This is a genomic window from Streptomyces sp. NPDC014733, from assembly GCF_043083385.1.
GTDB lineage: Bacteria > Actinomycetota > Actinomycetes > Streptomycetales > Streptomycetaceae > Streptomyces.
On record NZ_JBIBYO010000001.1, the window covers coordinates 1,036,981 to 1,051,846 of the forward strand.

The 14,866-nt window shown below is 73.0% G+C and carries 12 protein-coding genes and 1 pseudogene; 4 read left to right on the forward strand and 9 right to left on the reverse strand.

Annotated features, from left to right (window positions below; genetic code table 11):
• Positions 1 to 24 precede the first annotated feature (24 nt).
• The 4 genes from ACF1BH_RS04725 to ACF1BH_RS04740 all read right to left on the reverse strand — a co-directional run bounded on the left by ACF1BH_RS04725 (position 25) and on the right by ACF1BH_RS04740 (position 3,177).
• Positions 25 to 351 (reverse strand): hypothetical protein, encoded by a 327-nt coding sequence (locus tag ACF1BH_RS04725; protein ID WP_391640926.1) that lies wholly within the window; start codon positions 349 to 351, stop codon positions 25 to 27.
• A 166-nt stretch (positions 352 to 517) separates the two neighbouring features.
• Complete coding sequence (locus ACF1BH_RS04730) at positions 518 to 778, reverse strand: hypothetical protein (protein WP_391640927.1); 261 nt, start codon at positions 776 to 778, stop codon at positions 518 to 520.
• A 339-nt stretch (positions 779 to 1,117) separates the two neighbouring features.
• On the reverse strand, positions 1,118 to 2,044 hold the full coding sequence (gene mshD / locus ACF1BH_RS04735; RefSeq protein ID WP_391641016.1) for a mycothiol synthase: 927 nt from the start codon (positions 2,042 to 2,044) through the stop codon (positions 1,118 to 1,120).
• Between the two features lie 242 nt (positions 2,045 to 2,286).
• Entirely contained in the window at positions 2,287 to 3,177 is an 891-nt protein-coding gene (locus tag ACF1BH_RS04740; RefSeq protein ID WP_391640928.1) for an aminoglycoside phosphotransferase family protein, read from the reverse strand.
• Between the two features lie 256 nt (positions 3,178 to 3,433).
• On the opposite strand from ACF1BH_RS04740, the gene ACF1BH_RS04745 reads away from it, so the two are divergent.
• Together ACF1BH_RS04745 and ACF1BH_RS04750 are read left to right on the forward strand one after the other, a co-directional pair.
• The gene (locus ACF1BH_RS04745) at positions 3,434 to 5,263 is read left to right on the forward strand and encodes a bifunctional metallophosphatase/5'-nucleotidase (protein WP_391640929.1); all 1,830 of its coding nucleotides are present in this window, start codon (positions 3,434 to 3,436) and stop codon (positions 5,261 to 5,263) included.
• A 310-nt stretch (positions 5,264 to 5,573) separates the two neighbouring features.
• On the forward strand, positions 5,574 to 6,935 hold the full coding sequence (locus ACF1BH_RS04750) for a DUF2993 domain-containing protein (protein WP_391640930.1): 1,362 nt from the start codon (positions 5,574 to 5,576) through the stop codon (positions 6,933 to 6,935).
• Between the two features lie 42 nt (positions 6,936 to 6,977).
• On the opposite strand, the gene ACF1BH_RS04755 is transcribed toward ACF1BH_RS04750, so the two are convergent.
• From ACF1BH_RS04755 to ACF1BH_RS04775, 5 genes are all read right to left on the reverse strand, one after another.
• Positions 6,978 to 8,495, reverse strand: a complete 1,518-nt coding sequence (locus ACF1BH_RS04755; protein WP_391640931.1) for an ATP-binding protein — start codon at positions 8,493 to 8,495, stop codon at positions 6,978 to 6,980.
• Positions 8,492 to 9,229: a response regulator transcription factor gene (locus ACF1BH_RS04760; protein WP_391640932.1), complete on the reverse strand. Its 738-nt coding sequence runs from the start codon at positions 9,227 to 9,229 to the stop codon at positions 8,492 to 8,494. The genes ACF1BH_RS04755 and ACF1BH_RS04760 overlap by 4 nt, the downstream gene beginning before the upstream one ends.
• A 211-nt stretch (positions 9,230 to 9,440) precedes the next feature.
• Positions 9,441 to 10,532: a S1C family serine protease gene (locus tag ACF1BH_RS04765; RefSeq protein ID WP_391640933.1), complete on the reverse strand. Its 1,092-nt coding sequence runs from the start codon at positions 10,530 to 10,532 to the stop codon at positions 9,441 to 9,443.
• A gap of 107 nt (positions 10,533 to 10,639) precedes the next feature.
• A complete protein-coding gene (locus ACF1BH_RS04770; RefSeq protein ID WP_391640934.1) occupies positions 10,640 to 11,665 on the reverse strand; it encodes a LacI family DNA-binding transcriptional regulator in 1,026 nt (341 codons plus the stop codon).
• Positions 11,666 to 11,768: 103 nt separating this feature from the next.
• On the reverse strand, positions 11,769 to 12,581 hold the full coding sequence (locus ACF1BH_RS04775; RefSeq protein ID WP_391640935.1) for a response regulator transcription factor: 813 nt from the start codon (positions 12,579 to 12,581) through the stop codon (positions 11,769 to 11,771).
• A 236-nt stretch (positions 12,582 to 12,817) separates the two neighbouring features.
• On the opposite strand from ACF1BH_RS04775, the gene ACF1BH_RS04780 reads away from it, so the two are divergent.
• Both ACF1BH_RS04780 and ACF1BH_RS04785 read left to right on the forward strand, forming a co-directional pair.
• On the forward strand, positions 12,818 to 13,684 hold the full coding sequence (locus tag ACF1BH_RS04780) for an alpha/beta hydrolase (RefSeq protein ID WP_391640936.1): 867 nt from the start codon (positions 12,818 to 12,820) through the stop codon (positions 13,682 to 13,684).
• A pseudogene (locus ACF1BH_RS04785) lies at positions 13,681 to 14,848 on the forward strand (Fic family protein). The gene ACF1BH_RS04780 and the pseudogene ACF1BH_RS04785 overlap by 4 nt, the downstream one beginning before the upstream one ends.
• Positions 14,849 to 14,866: the final 18 nt, after the last annotated feature.

Genomic DNA, 14,866 nt, shown 5'->3' on the forward strand with positions numbered 1-14,866 from the left:
GACCGGCCACCGCTGCGGCCTGACTTACTGCTGCGATGCCCGGGAGGCGGCCCCGGCGAAGGCGACATGCAGGTCGATGACGACCTCCTCGCCCTCCCAGCGGCCGCGCTCCGAGATGCCGAGGCCGATCAGCGCCAGCTCACCGGCCTGGTCGCGCAGTGCGTACTGCTCATGGGTCTCCTCGCCGAGGTCGCCCAACTCGTCGCGCTCCCAGGCGGCCACCGCGGCCTCGGCCACAGCCCTGGGCAGCCGCACCGTGACAGGGCCGACCTGCGCGTCGACCTGCTTCCCGATCGCCGCCAGCACCTTCGCGTCTTCCCGATACCGGGCGTACTGCTCCTGATCCGCCACAGGGCGAGACTACTCCGGGCACACTGAGCGGAAGCCCGCTTCCCCCGGTGCTGCATACCGGGGGAAGCGGGCCTCCTTGTCTCGCCACCGTACGACGGGACCCACGACCCGCCACGCGGTGACCGCTCAGCGGTCACCGGCAGTCGACTGTTGGCGATCGGACCGATCAGCGGTAGTAGACCGCCATGATCGGGTCACTGTCGTCGCACCACACCTCGTGGTAGCCGTTCGCCTGGGCGCCGGCCAGCTCCTTCGCCTCGCACTCCGCCTTCGAGGGGTACCGCTCCGCGCCGGCGGGAATCCAGCCGTCGCCGGGCGGCGGGGCGGCGAACGCAGTGGCGGCGGACAGCGGGATGGATACCGCCGCGGCACCGACGGCGAGGCCGATACCGATACGGGAACGCCAGGACTTCATCTCTTCCTCCATGCACAAAGGCTGAATTCAGCGCTGCTCAGCACGCACACACCCGTTGCCAAGACCCCCTCTGTGCGGGGACGTTGATGGCGCGTGTGTTTCACGGAGAGAGATGCGGGCCCGGCGAAGGAAGTTCGCTCCGGGATGCAGGTTTCTCGGGTATGCCCTCGCGCTTACGTACCCCCGGTCCGTACGGGCAAGTCCCGGGATAGTCCGCGTAATGTGGGGGCAAAGCGGGAAGCCGGAGGGTGAATGAGCGAACGGCTCTCCCGCCCGCTGCATCTCCATGGCGAGGGCCCCGCGACCGGCACGCGGTCGCGGGGCCCTCGGGCGTCAGGCCGGCGGTCCGGCTCAGGTCTCCGAGCGGTACATCAGGTCCGTCTCGTGGGTGACGAAGCCCAGGCGTTCGTACACCGTCACCGCGGCCGCGTTGTCGGCGTCGACGTAGAGCATCGCGGTGGGCAGGCCCTCGGCGGCCAGGTGGCGCAGGCCGATGGCGGTGAGGGCCTTGCCGAGGCCGCCGCCCTGGGCGCCGGGGCGGACGCCGACGACGTAGACCTCGCCGAGACCCTCGTCGGCATGCACCTTCGTCCAGTGGAAGCCGACCAGCGTGCCCTCGCGCTCCGCGAGGAAGAAGCCCTTCGGGTCGAACCAGGACTCGGCCTTGCGGTCGTCGAGGTCGCGCTGGGCCAGCGAACCCTGCTCGGGGTGGTGCGCGAAGGCGGCGGCGTTCACGTCCAGCCAGGCGGCGTCGTCCTGGCCGGGCTGGAAGGTGCGGACGGTCACGCCGTCGGGGAGCTGCGGTTCGGGCAGGTCGAGGTTGGTCAACGGGCGGCGCATCTGGCGCAGTTCGCGGAACTTCGTCAGGCCGAGGGTCTGCGCCAGGTGGCGGGCGGCGGCGTGGCCGCCGTGGGCCCAGACGCGCAGCCGGCGGCCGGACTGGGCCAGTAGTTCATTGCCGAGCGCCCGGCCGTGGCCGCGGCCGCGGTGCGCGGGGTGGACGACCAGTTCGGCGGCGGGCGCCTCCACCGGGTCGGTGTCCTCCAGCTGGCCGTAGCCGACCAGCGCGATGCCCGCCTCGGCCTCCTCGGACGGTACGGACACCAGCAGGTGCCGCACCCCTTCCCGGGCCCCGCCGCGCAGCTGGAGCCGTCCCTGTTCGGACACGGCGGGCTGCCCGTCGGTCCGCGCGGCCTGCTCGATCAGCGCGAGTACCTCGGCGGCTTCCTCGGACGTGAGCGTGTCGGCGACCCGGATCCGGCGGCCGGTGGGGCCCATCTCCTGTGCAGCGTCAGTCATGGTCTGAAGCGTACGGCCCCGGGGGGCGGGGCGGACGGACTCGTGGGGGCGGGCCCTGCGCACCCCGGTCCCGTACGGGTCGGAGCCCTACGGGGTGACCCGTACGGGCACCGCCTCTCCGGGGTGACCCGCACGGGGCGGGACCTCCGGGGCACCCGGTACGGGCTGCCGGGACCCTGCCGGCCGGCGCGGGGCGGCGCGGATACCGGCTCGCCGGGGGCTCACCGCGGCCGCTGCTCCAGCACGGCGCGGAAGGTGCGCTCGCCGATGCCGTGCATCAGCGGGTTGTCCGCCGAGCGCGTCAGGAAGACCAGCGACAGGGCGAGCGCCCAGCCGCGCGCCCGCTCCCAGGTCGCGTCGTCCGCGCGGCCGTACGCCCGCCGGAGGGCGGCGCGCTGCCCCGCCGTGAACAGCATCCAGGCCACGGACAGATCAGTGGCGGGGTCGCCGGCGGTGATGTCCCCGAAGTCGATCACGGCGCCGATACGGCCGCGGTCGACCAGGATGTTGGCCGGGTGCAGATCCCCGTGCAGCCACAGCGGCGGACCGGCCCAGGCGGGCGCGGCGAGCGCCGCCTCCCAGATCCGCAGCGCGGCGGCGCGGTCGGCCGGAGCGAGGTGTGTCAGCCCGCTCAGGACGCCCTCGGCGCGCCCGGCCAACGGAATGCCGCGGGACGGATGGCCGGGCGCCTCCGCAGGGGCCGGGGTGTGCAGTGCGCGCAGAAAGCCGCCGAGCGTCGCGGCGGCCGACCCCGGATCGTCGGGGGCCGAGACCGCCGCGGCCCGGCCCGGGAAGAACGGCACGACGCTCCAGGGCCACGGGTACCGGTCCGTGCGCCGCCCGACCCGTACCGGCGCCGGTACGGGCAGCGGCAGGCGGCCGGCCAGCTCCGGCAGCCACCGCTGCTCGTGGGCGACCAGTTCGGCGGCGAGGGCGCGCCGCGGCAACCGGACGAGAAGCTCCGTGCCGAGCCGGCACACCAGGTTGTCCCAGCCGTTGGCCAGCACCTCGACCGGCAGGCCCGCCAGGTCGGGGTGCTGCTCACCGAGCAGCCGGCGTACCTGCCCGGCGGAGACGGGCAGGTCCGCGGCGGGCATTCCGTGAACCGTCACGGCAAGGACCCTACGCCGCACCCCGGCGGGCCCGCGCCGGACGCGGACCCGTGGCGGACGGGCGGCGGCCTCCGCCGGCCAGCCCGATCAGGCCGACGGACCGTCACCGCCCGGCCATCTCCCGGCCCTGTTGCGCTACGCGCGTTGACCGTAGGCTGCGTGCGCCCGGACGCAGTCGCGTGCCGGTACCGCAGCCCCGCCCGGCCGCCCGCATCCGCGCGGCGCCGCCGGGTGACCGGTCCACGGAAGGGATCCCATGGAAGCGACACCCCAACGGCGCCGCCTCGTGCGCAGATTGACGGCCGGAGCGGCGGTACTGGCCGCCGCCACCGCGGTCACCGCGGCCTCGCTGCCGTCCGGTGCGGGGCCGGGCGCCGGCCGCGCGGGCGCCGCCCAGGGGCGGACCGTCGACGTCCAGTTGCTCTCGTTCAACGACTTCCACGGCAATCTGGAGCCGCCGCAGGGCTCGTCCGGGACGGTCGAGGAGATCCAGAAGGACGGCAGCAAGAAGACGGTGGCGGCGGGTGGCGTCGAGTACCTCGCCCAGTCGCTGCGCACGGCCCGTAAGGGACATCCCTACTCCGTGACCGCGGCCGCCGGGGACATGGTCGGGGCCAGTCCGCTGCTCTCCGGGCTCTTCCACGACGAGCCGACCATCGAGGCGATGAACAAGCTCGGCCTCGACGTCACCTCCGTCGGCAACCACGAGTTCGACGAGGGCCGGGCCGAGCTGACCCGCCTCCAGCGGGGCGGCTGCCACCCCAAGGACGGCTGCTTCGAGAAGGGCAAGACCTTCCAGGGCGCCGACTTCCCGTACCTGACGGCCAACGTCACCGACGACAAGACCGGAAAGCCGCTGCTCAAGCCGTACACCGTGTGGAAGCACCACGGCGTGAAGATCGGCTTCATCGGGGTGACCCTGAAGGGGACCCCCGACATCGTCAACGCCGACGGCGTCAAGGGGCTCACGTTCCACGACGAGGTCGCCACGATCGACAAGTACGCCAAGGTCCTCGACAAGCAGGGCGTGAAGTCGGTCGTCGCCCTCATCCACGAGGGCGGGATGCCCGCCTCCACCTCGTACAACTACGACTGCGACAGCCCCGGTCCGGGCGACGGCATCTCCGGGCCGATCACCGAGATCGCCAAGAAGGTGACCCCGAAGGTCGACGCGCTGGTCACCGGCCACACCCACCAGTCGTACGTCTGCACCCTCCCCGACCCCTCCGGGAAGCCCCGTACGGTCACCTCCGCCGCGTCGTTCGGAAAGCTCTACACCGAGACCACGCTGACGTACGACCGTGCCACCGGCGACATCGTGCGGACCGCCGTCAAGGCGCGCGGCGCGGGGCGGGCGGTCAACCACGTCGTGGACCGGACGCAGCCCAAGGCGGCGGACATGACGTCGCTGATCGCGCGCTGGAACAAGCTGGCCGCGCCGGTCGCGGACCGGCCCGTCGGACACATCTCCGCGGACATCGCGGGCCGGGGCGCGCAGGCAGCGGAGTCACCGCTCGGCGATGTCGTCGCCGATGCGCAGCTGGAGGCGACCACGCCCGCGGACAAGGGCGGCGCGCAGCTCGCCCTGATGAACCCCGGGGGGATCCGTTCGGATCTGGCGTACGCGGCGTCCGGCAAGGAGGGCGACGGGGTCGTCACCTACGGGGAGGCGTTCACCGTCCAGCCGTTCACCAACATGATGCGGACCCTCGACCTGACCGGCGCTCAGCTGCTCACCGCGCTCCAGCAGCAGGTCAGCGGCGCCAACGAGGCGTCGCCGAAGATCCTGCAGGTCTCCGACGGGCTCACCTACACCCTGGATCTGACGAAGTCCGGAGCCGACCGGATCGTCAAGGACTCGGTGAAGCTGAACGGCGCCGCGCTCGACCCGGCGAAGACCTACCGCGTCGCGATGAACGAGTTCCTGGCCGGCGGCGGCGACGGCTTCCCCGTCTTCAAGGACGGGAAGAACCCGCTGGTCGGCGGCTCCGACCTGGACGCCTTCACCGCCTACCTGACGGCCCACTCCTCGGCGGACAAGCCGCTGACACCGCCGAAGGCCGACCGGATCACCATCGTGAAGTAAACCTGCGTGGGCGGCGGTTGCCCTGCCGCCCACCTACGGGAATGCCCTTGCGGGTCCCCCTACGGGCCCGGCCCCGGCAGCCGCCACGGGCCGCGCGGCCCGTAGGGGCTGCCCCGCCGGGTACCCGGACGGCCCGGCCGCCGGGCCCCGGACGGGCTGCCCCGGACGCCCCGTACGGGACGCGCCCCCGGGGCCGCAGGGCCACGGCCACGCCCGATATTCCCCTTCCCGCCACGAACAATCGTGGCGTTGCGCACTTACGGCCGGGTGGAGTTGCTAACGGGGGACCCGCTCATGGTCAGATGTGCGGATGCGAACCCCCCAACGCATATCTTCACCCTCGTCCCCGCTCCCCGACACGGGATCCGCCGCCCCACCGGCACCGGACGAGAAGGACCGGGACACCCGTGAGTTCGAGCCGGTCAACCCGTACGCGGACCTGGCCGCCCTCGCCGACCCCGAGCCGGAGCCGGAACCGGAGCCCGTCGAGCCGCACCGGCTGGAGCACCGCCGCTACCTCAACGAGCGCGACGGCAGCGACGATCCGCTCGGGCTGGGGCTGCGCTCCGACGAGGACGACCCGGACGCCTGGCAGCCGCCCAACCACCGGCGGATGAAGCGCGGCATCAGCCGCTTCGCCGCCGTACCGCTCACCCTCAAGGTGCTGGTCGCGGTCGTGGTGCTCGCCGCCTTCCTCACCCTCGGCGACCGCTTCGCCGTGCTCTACGCGCAGAACAAGGCCGAGGAGCAGATCAAGAAGGCGATGCATCTGACGGCCGCGCCCGAGGTCGACATCAAGGGCTTCCCCTTCCTCACCCAGGTGCTGGACAAGCGCCTCGGCCAGGTCGACGTCACCATCCCGGACGTGGCGGCCGACCGGGTGTCGCTCGCGAAGTTCGAGGCCAGCGCGCGCGACATCCGGCTGGACGGCGATCTGCCCACCGCCATCAAGGGCGCCACCATCGGGCAGATGCACGGCACGGTGCTGCTCGCCTTCGAAGACATGAACCGCGAACTGGGCGCCTCCCAGGTCAAGTTCAGCGAGATGGGCCCGAACGAGGTCCGCGCCGTGGGCCGGCTGCCGATCGCCGGGCACGAGCTGCGGATGCACGCCCAGGCCCGTATCCAGCAGGCCGGCGACCGGGGCGTCTCCACGCAGATCAGCAAGATGCGGCTGGACATCGGCGATGTCGCGGTCTACCGCCCCGGCACCGGCAAGGAGGAGGGCCTGCGGCTGACGCAGAAGGCCGCGGGGGAGCTGAGCCGCCAGGCCGGGAAGATCAAGTCGATGCTGAGCGTCCCGGCGATCGTGCACCGCATCGGCATCCCGCAGGAGTACGTCGATCAGGCGCTGCACAGCGAGGACAAGCTGCACGAGCTGACCGGCTCGCCGGACTTCGTGTCGAAGCTGATGAAGGTCAACCTCGTCGACGTGGTCGTCGACCACCCGTGGCTCCTGGAGAAGGTCGGCATCGACCCGAAGATCCTCGGCGCCCTCACCGGGCTGACCAAGCCGCAGCTCGCCGACCAGCTGTCGCTCTCCTTCCGCCTCCCGAAGACCCCCGGTGACGTGCGGCTGCGCCACATCTCGGTCGAGGAGGACGGCATCCGCGCCGAACTCGACGGCCGCGATCTGCCGTTCGGCGACGCCGCGAAGAAGGCCGGGAAGTAGCGGCGGCGAGGGGTACGGGCCGGGGCCCGGCCGGGCCCGCCCTCACTCCGGGGTGCCCGCCGGGGGCCCCGGAGGCGGCGGGGTGGGCGCCCCCGGCAGCGTCAGCACCGCCTCCGTACCGCCGCCCGGCGCCGGCCGCAGCAGCACGCCGCCACCGGCCTGTTCCGCCGTCCGCGCGACGATCGACAGGCCCAGACCGCTGCCGGGCAGCGAACGGGCCGACGGGGAGCGCCAGAACCGGGCGAAGACATGCGGGAGCTCGTCCTCCGCGATGCCCGGACCGTGATCGCGTACGGTCAGCTCGCCCGCCGCGAGACGTACCTCGACGGTGCCGCCCGCCGGGCTGAACTTCACCGCGTTGTCCAGCAGATTGACCACCGCGCGCTCCAGCGCCGCCGCCTCCGCGCGGACGTACCAGGGCGCCAGGTCCGAGGTGATCGTCAGCGTCGGGCCGCGCAGCCGGGCCCGTTCCAGGGCGGTGGCGACCGTGTCGTGCAGCGCCACCACCCGCAGCGAGGTGCCGCCGCCCGGCCCGGCGTCCGGCGTCCGCGACAGCTCCTGGAGATCGCCGATCAGCGACGCCAACTCCCCCATCTGCGCCTTCACCGACGTCAGCAGCGCCTCCTTGTCGGCGGGCGGGATCGGCCGGCCGGCGCGTTCGCTGCGCACCAGCAGATCGATGTTGGTACGCAGCGAGGTCAGCGGCGTACGGAGTTCGTGCCCGGCGTCCGCGATCAGCTGCCGTTGCAGCTCCCGGGAGGCGGCCAGCGCCGCCGTCATGGAGTTGAACGCCCGCGACAGCCGGGCGATCTCGTCCTCCCCGTCGGCCGGGATGCGGATGGTGAGGTCCTCGGTGCGGGCGATGTGCTCGGCGGCGTCGGTCAGCCGGTCGACCGGCTTGAGCCCGGCGCGCGCCACCCACAGTCCGGCGGTCGCGGCGCCCAGCACCCCGACCCCGGAGACGATCAGCAACACCAGCGCCAGCTGGTTCAGCGGCTGGGTGACCTGGTCCATCGGCGCGGCGACGGAGACCGCGATGCGGTTGCCGCGGGCGTCGGTGAGCGGGCCCGGGTAGTGCAGGGTCGCCACCCGCATCGGGGTGCCGTCCACGGAGCGGGTGGTGTGGACGGCGGAGTTCAGCCGCCCGTCCGCGACGGCCACATCGGCGCGCTGCGCGGGGATCGGGTCCTTCTCCGGCGAGGTGCACACGTCCCCGGAGGTCGACACCAGCTGCACGGTGTACGGCGTCGGCTGGAACGCCACCTGCCCGTCGGCCGTCCCCGAGCAGGAGATCTTCAGCGCCTGGACGTAGCCCTGGCCGACGTCGACGCTGCGCAGCGTGGAGTCGAGCTGTCCGGTGAGCCGGTCGCGGGTGATCAGCCAGCAGGCGGCGGCGGACGCCGCGACGGCGAGGGCCACCGCGACGGCGGTGAGCATCGCGAGACGGGAGCGGAGCGGCAGCTGCCGGTAGCGGCGGGCGGCGCGCGCCAGCAGCCCGGGCGCCCGCTCCCCCGCGGTGGCGCCGCCCGGGGCCCGCGGCGGCGGGGGCTGCGCGGTCATTCGCCGCCGCCCTCCGCGCGCAGGACGTAGCCGACGCCGCGCACCGTGTGCACCAGCCGCGGTTCGCCCGCCGCCTCCGTCTTGCGGCGCAGATACATCACGTACACGTCCAGGGAGTTGGAGGTCGGTTCGAAGTCGAAGCCCCAGACGGCCTTGAGGATCTGCTCGCGGGTGAGGACCTGCCGCGGGTGCGCGAGGAACATCTCCAGCAGCGTGAATTCGGTCCGGGTCAGCTCGACGGGCCGCTCGCCGCGGGTCACCTCGCGGGTCGCCAGGTCCATCCGCAGATCGGCGAAGGCGAGGACGTCGCCGTCGGCGGGCGGCGCCCCGGCGGCCGCCGCGTAGGAGCTGCGGCGGAGCAACGCCCGGATGCGGGCGAGGAGCTCGTCGAGTTCGAAGGGTTTGACGAGGTAGTCGTCGGCGCCCGCGTCGAGGCCGGTGACGCGGTCGCCGACGGTGTCGCGGGCGGTCAGCATCAGGATCGGCACGGTCACCCCGCTCGCCCGCAGCCGGCGGGCGGCGGTCAGCCCGTCCATCCGCGGCATCAGGACGTCCAGCACGATCAGCTCGGGATCGTACGAGGCGACCTTCTCGACGGCGTCGAGCCCGTCGACGGCCTCCTCGGTGGCGTACCCCTCGAACGCCAGCGAGCGCCGCAGCGCCTCGCGGACCGCGGGCTCGTCGTCGACGATCAGGATGCGGGCGGGCTGGTCACCGTGGTCGGCGGGGCTCATGCGCGACTACCTCTGGATACCTCTGGACGCGATACGGAACGGGGGGCGGCGGGCCGCCCGGGGCAAGCGTCGCACGAGGACGGCCCGGCCCGAGGGGAGGTCGGGCCGGGCGGCAGCCGTGCACACGGCCCGGGCGGACGCGGGAAACGGGCGACGGGGCGGCCGGCCGGCCCCACACCGGCCCAGCCGTCCCGTCACCCCTCCCCCGGGATCACACCCCGCTGTTCGGCCCGCCGCTGCCGCCCCCACGCAGCGCGGCGAGGTCCGCCTTCACGGTGTTGATCGGGATCGCGAACCCCAGGCCCACACTCCCGGCGGTGCTGCTGCTCGCCGAACTCGGCGAGTACATCGCGGAGTTGATGCCGACGACCTGCCCGGCCATGTTGATCAGCGCACCACCGGAGTTGCCGGGGTTGAGTGAGGCGTCGGTCTGGATGGCCTTGTACGAGGTCTTGGAGGAGCCGGTGTCGCCGTTGTAGCGGTTGCCGCCGAACTCGAACGGCCACTGGTCCCCGCCCGGCCCCTGGTCCGGGCTCTGCCCGTCGCTCTTCGGGACGGTGACGTCGCGGTTGAGCGCGGAGACGATCCCGCTGGTCACCGAGCCGGTCAGGCCCTCCGGCGAGCCGATCGCCACGACCTGGTCGCCGACCGCCAACCCACCGGAGTCCCCGAGGCTCGCGGGCGTCAGCCCCTTCGCGTCGTCCACCTTGACCAGCGCCAGGTCCTTGTCCGGGTCGGTCCCGACGACGCGCGCGGTCTTCCGGCTGCCGTCGCTGAACGCGACGGTCACCGTGCGGGCGCCGGCCACCACATGGTTGTTGGTGACGATCTCGCCCTTGGCGGTGACGACCACACCGGAGCCGGTGGACCGGCCCTCGCCGGTCCGCGCCTGGATCTCGACTATCGACGGGCTGACCGCCTTCGCCACCGCGGCGACCCCGCTCCCGCTGGTCTTCCCCGCGTTGACCAGCGGCGCGGAGACCGTCGAGCCCTGCCCGTGCTGCGTCGCCCCGGCGATCAGCGCCGCGCTGCCGCCGCCGATGAGACCCGAGGCCAGCGCCACCGCCGCGATCAGCGCGACCGGCCGCCGCGCCCGGCGCCGCGGCGCCTCCTGGGACGCCTGCGGCGCGGCCGGATTGGCACCCGCGAACCCCGCGTACGTGCCCTCACCGCCGGGCGCGTACGGAGGCGGTGGCGGGTACGCCGCGCCGGCCCCGCCCGTGCGGGCGTGGTCGCCGTGGCCGTAGCCGTACGGCCCGTCCTGGGACATCTCATCGCCGCTGCGGCGGTAGCTCTCGGTCATGTGATCACTGTGCGCGGCCACCATGAGAACGGGGTGAGAACGCCCTGAGAGACCCGGCAGAAGTGGGTATGCCCGGTATAAGAACACCCGCCCGGAGGCGCCCGGTGTCAGCCGCCGCAGCCGCAGGAGCGGCGGACCACCAGCCGCGAGGGGAACTGCCGCAGCCGCTCGCGGCGCGACCCGGCCACCCGCAGCCCGTCGTCGAGGACGAGATCGACGGCGGCGCGCGCCATCGCCTCCCGGTCCGAGGCGACCGTCGTCAGCGGCGGATCGGTCAGCCCGGCTTCCTTCACATCGTCGAACCCGGCGACCGCCAGCTCCCCCGGCACATCGATCCGCAGCTCCCGCGCGGCGCGCAGCACGCCGATGGCCTGGTCGTCGGTGGCGCACATCAGGGCCGGCGGCCGGTCCGGCCCGGCCAGCAGCTCCAGCGCGACCCGGTAGGCGTCGTAGCGGTTGTACGGGGCCTGGAAGTAGCGGCCCTCCAGCGACCGGCCCGCCTCCAGCATCGCCCGGCGCCACCCCTCGACGTGGTCGGTGACCGGGTCGCCGGACTTGGGCGTCTGCTCCGTACCGCCGAGGAACGCGACGTACGGGTGGCCGTGCTCCAGCAGATGACGGGTGGCGAGCTGGGCGCCCCACACGTCGTCGGTCATCACCGCGACATCGTCGATCGCGTCGGGCCTGCGGTGCAGCAGCACCACCCGGGCGTCCCAGGCGTCGATCTCCGCGGCGGCGTGCTCGCTGGGGCCCTGGCTGATGAGGATCAGTCCGGAGACCCGCATCCCGAGGAAGGCACGCAGATAGTGGACCTCGCGCTCGTCGAGGTAGTTGGCGTTGCCGACCAGCACCATCTTGCCGCGCTCGGCCGCGGCCTGTTCCACGGCGTGCGCCATCTCCGCGAAGAACGGCTGCCGGGCGTCGGGGACGATCAGCCCTATGAGGTCGGTACGGCGCGACGCCATCGCCTGCGCGACCCGGTCCGGGCGGTACCCCAGCTCCTTGATCGCGGCGAGCACCCGCTCCCGGGTGGCCGGGGCGACCGGCCTCGGTCCGTTGTTGATGACATAGCTGACCACCGCGGTCGAGGTCCCCGCCAGCCTTGCCACATCATCCCGCGTCACCTTGGCCACGCGCGGCAGTCTACGCGGGTGAACGGGGGGCTCCCCAGGGGGCGGCCGACGGTTCAAGGGGGCGGGTGTGGCAGGGCCCGGGCCGTGAACCGTCGGCCCGCGCTCACTTCTTGCCGGACCGCGCCCCGGTCGCCGTGGCGCCGGAGCGCACGGCCTCCTTCGCGGGTGGTGCGGCCGCGGTCCGCTTCTCGGACGGTGCGGCCGCGGCGGCCTTCTTCTCCTTCGCCTCGGCCGCGCGCTCCGCCTTGTCCGGCACCACGAAGCGGTAGCCGACGTTGCGGACGGTGCCGATCAGCGACTCGTGCTCGGGGCCGAGCTTCGCGCGCAGCCGCCGGACGTGGACGTCCACGGTGCGGGTGCCGCCGAAGTAGTCGTAGCCCCAGACCTCCTGGAGCAGCTGGGCGCGGGTGAAGACCCGGCCCGGGTGCTGCGCGAGGTACTTCAGCAGCTCGAACTCCTTGAAGGTCAGGTCCAGGACCCGGCCCTTGAGCTTGGCGCTGTAGGTCGCCTCGTCCACCGAGAGATCACCGGTGCGGATCTCCATCGGGCTGTCGTCGACCGACAGCTGGCGGCGGCCCAGGGCCAGCCGCAGCCGGGCCTCGACCTCGGCGGGGCCCGCCGTGTCGAGCAGGACGTCGTCGACGCCCCAGTCGGCGGTGACGGCGGCGAGTCCGCCCTCGGTCACCACGAGGATCAGGGGGCAGCCGGGGCCCGTGGACCGCAGCAGCTGGCACAGCGACCGCACCTGTGGCAGGTCGCGGCGGCCGTCGATGAGGATGACGTCCGCTCCGGGGGTGTCGATCAGGGCCGGGCCCTCGGCAGGAGCCACCCGCACACCGTGCAGCAGCAGGCCGAGGGCGGGGAGCACCTCCGCCGACGGTTGCAGCGCATTGGTCAGCAGCAGGAGGGAACTCACTTCCGACCACCTGCCCGGTACCCGGCCCGTTCTTGTCGGTACTGCTCGCTTCGCTCGCCCATGACGTCTGGTTCCTCCTCGGTCCCTGCGACGGGGGCACCACCCGGCCTCGGCCGGGGGAGTCTGCGGCACTGCTTCGTACGCTGCTTTCGGCCACGCACCGTGCCTGTCCGAAAGCACAAAAGGATCCGGGGGCTTCGCTGCCCGGATCCTCCACGCCCAGCAGAATAGCCCACATGTCCCCCGGACCCGAGGTCGATCCCGGCCGCTCCCGTGTTCCTTCGGTCACGTCACGTGGTCGCCGAGCGTCGCTGCTGACCGCCGACGGCGTCCGGATCGAGGCCGCGTACGCCCCGCGCGACGGCACCGCCGACGGGGCCCGCGCGGGCGCCGCCGGCACCCTCGCGCTGGTCGTCGCGCACGGTTTCACCGGCTCCCTGGACCGTCCGACGCTGCGCCGCGCGGCCGCCGCGTTCCGGGGCCGGGCGGCGGTGGTGACGTTCTCGTTCCGCGGCCACGGGCGCTCCGGCGGGCGCTCCACCGTCGGCGACCGCGAGGTGGAGGATCTGGCCGCGGCGGTCCGCTGGGCCCGCGCGCTGGGCCACCGCCGCGTCGCCACCCTCGGCTTCTCCATGGGCGGCTCGGTGGTGCTGCGGCACGCCGCGCTGTACCGACCGGCGCACAGGGGGCGCACCGCAGCTCACACCGATGCGGTCGTGTCGGTGAGCGCCCCCGCGCGCTGGTACTACCGCGGCACCACTCCGATGCGCCGCCTCCACTGGGCCGTCACCCGCCCCACCGGCCGCCTCGTCTCCCGCGTCGGCCTGCGCACCCGTATCCACCCCGAGGACTGGGATCCGGTGCCGCTCTCCCCCGTCGCCGCGGTCCCGCTGATCGCGCCCGTCCCGTTGCTCCTCGTGCACGGCGACCGCGACCCGTATTTCCCCCTCGACCACCCGAGGATGCTGTACGCCGCCGCCTCCCCGGCCACCTGCGACCTCTGGCTGGAACCGGGCTTCGGCCACGCGGAGAACGCCGCCGCCCCCGAACTGCTGGACCGGATCGGGGGGTGGATCGCGGAGCGGCTACCCACGGCGCAATGACAGGAAGTAGGTATCATTGCGTCACGCTCTATCGCACCCCGCACCTTCAGCCCGCCGACCAGAGGGTCCTGGACGAGATCGACGGCCTGCGGGAGCAGCTCCGGCATGCGGTACAGCAGGTCCCCAGGAAGTGGGAACTCGATCTCCGTAAGGCCCTGACCGCCGGCGCCATCGCCGCCTCGAACACCATCGAGGGCTACCGGGTCGACGCCAAGGACGTGGCCGACCTGATGGACGGCGAACGCGACGTGGACGCCAGCGAGGAGAACAAGGCGGAGACGCTCGCCTACCAGCAGGCCATGCTGTACATCCAGTCGCTCCACGACGCCCCCGACTTCTGCTACAGCAAGGGGCTCCTCAACGGTCTCCACCTGGATGCTCCAGGGACACCACCACCCTCTCACCACCGCAGGGCAATGGCGCAGAACCGCCATCCGCATCACGGCCCCCGGTGACGAGTTCGCCACCGACTACGAGGGGCCCGATCACGAGCTCCTCCCCGACCTCACCGGCGCACTCGTCACCTGGCTCAACGAGGGGGACCTCGATCATCACGTCCTCGTGCGGGCCGCGATGGCCCACCTGAACCTCGTGAAGATCCACCCGTGGTCCGACGGCAACGGCCGGATGTCCCGTTCGCTCCAGACCCTGGTCATCGCCCGCGGTGGAGTGCTCGCCCCGGAGTTCTCCTCCATCGAGGAGTGGTTGGGCATGCCGGGCAACACCTGGGAGTACTACAAGGTGCTCCGCGAGGTGGGCGGTCCCGTCTGGTCGCCTGAACGCGACACCCTTCCGTGGATCCGGTTCAACCTGCTCGCCTCTCACCAGCAGACCCAGCGCGTACAGCACCGGGTGGACCGGTCGAACGGCTGCTGGATCCAGCTGATGGAAGCAGCCGACGACCTCGGCGTCACCGAGCGCCAGCTGACCGCTCTGCACGAAGTCGCGATGGTGGGCCGGGTGCGGCGCTCGCGCTACGAGAAGGCGGAGGCGCTCAACACCCAGCAGGCGACGAGGGATCTCCAGTCCCTCACCAGGACCGGGCTGCTGAACGCCGTCGGACAGACCCGAGGGCGGCACTACACAGCGGGCCCGCGCTTCCCCCGCCACGTCCTGGACACCGCGCAGCGGCGCCACACCATCACCGACCCGTACGCCGCCTGACAGCCAGGGCCGTCCCGG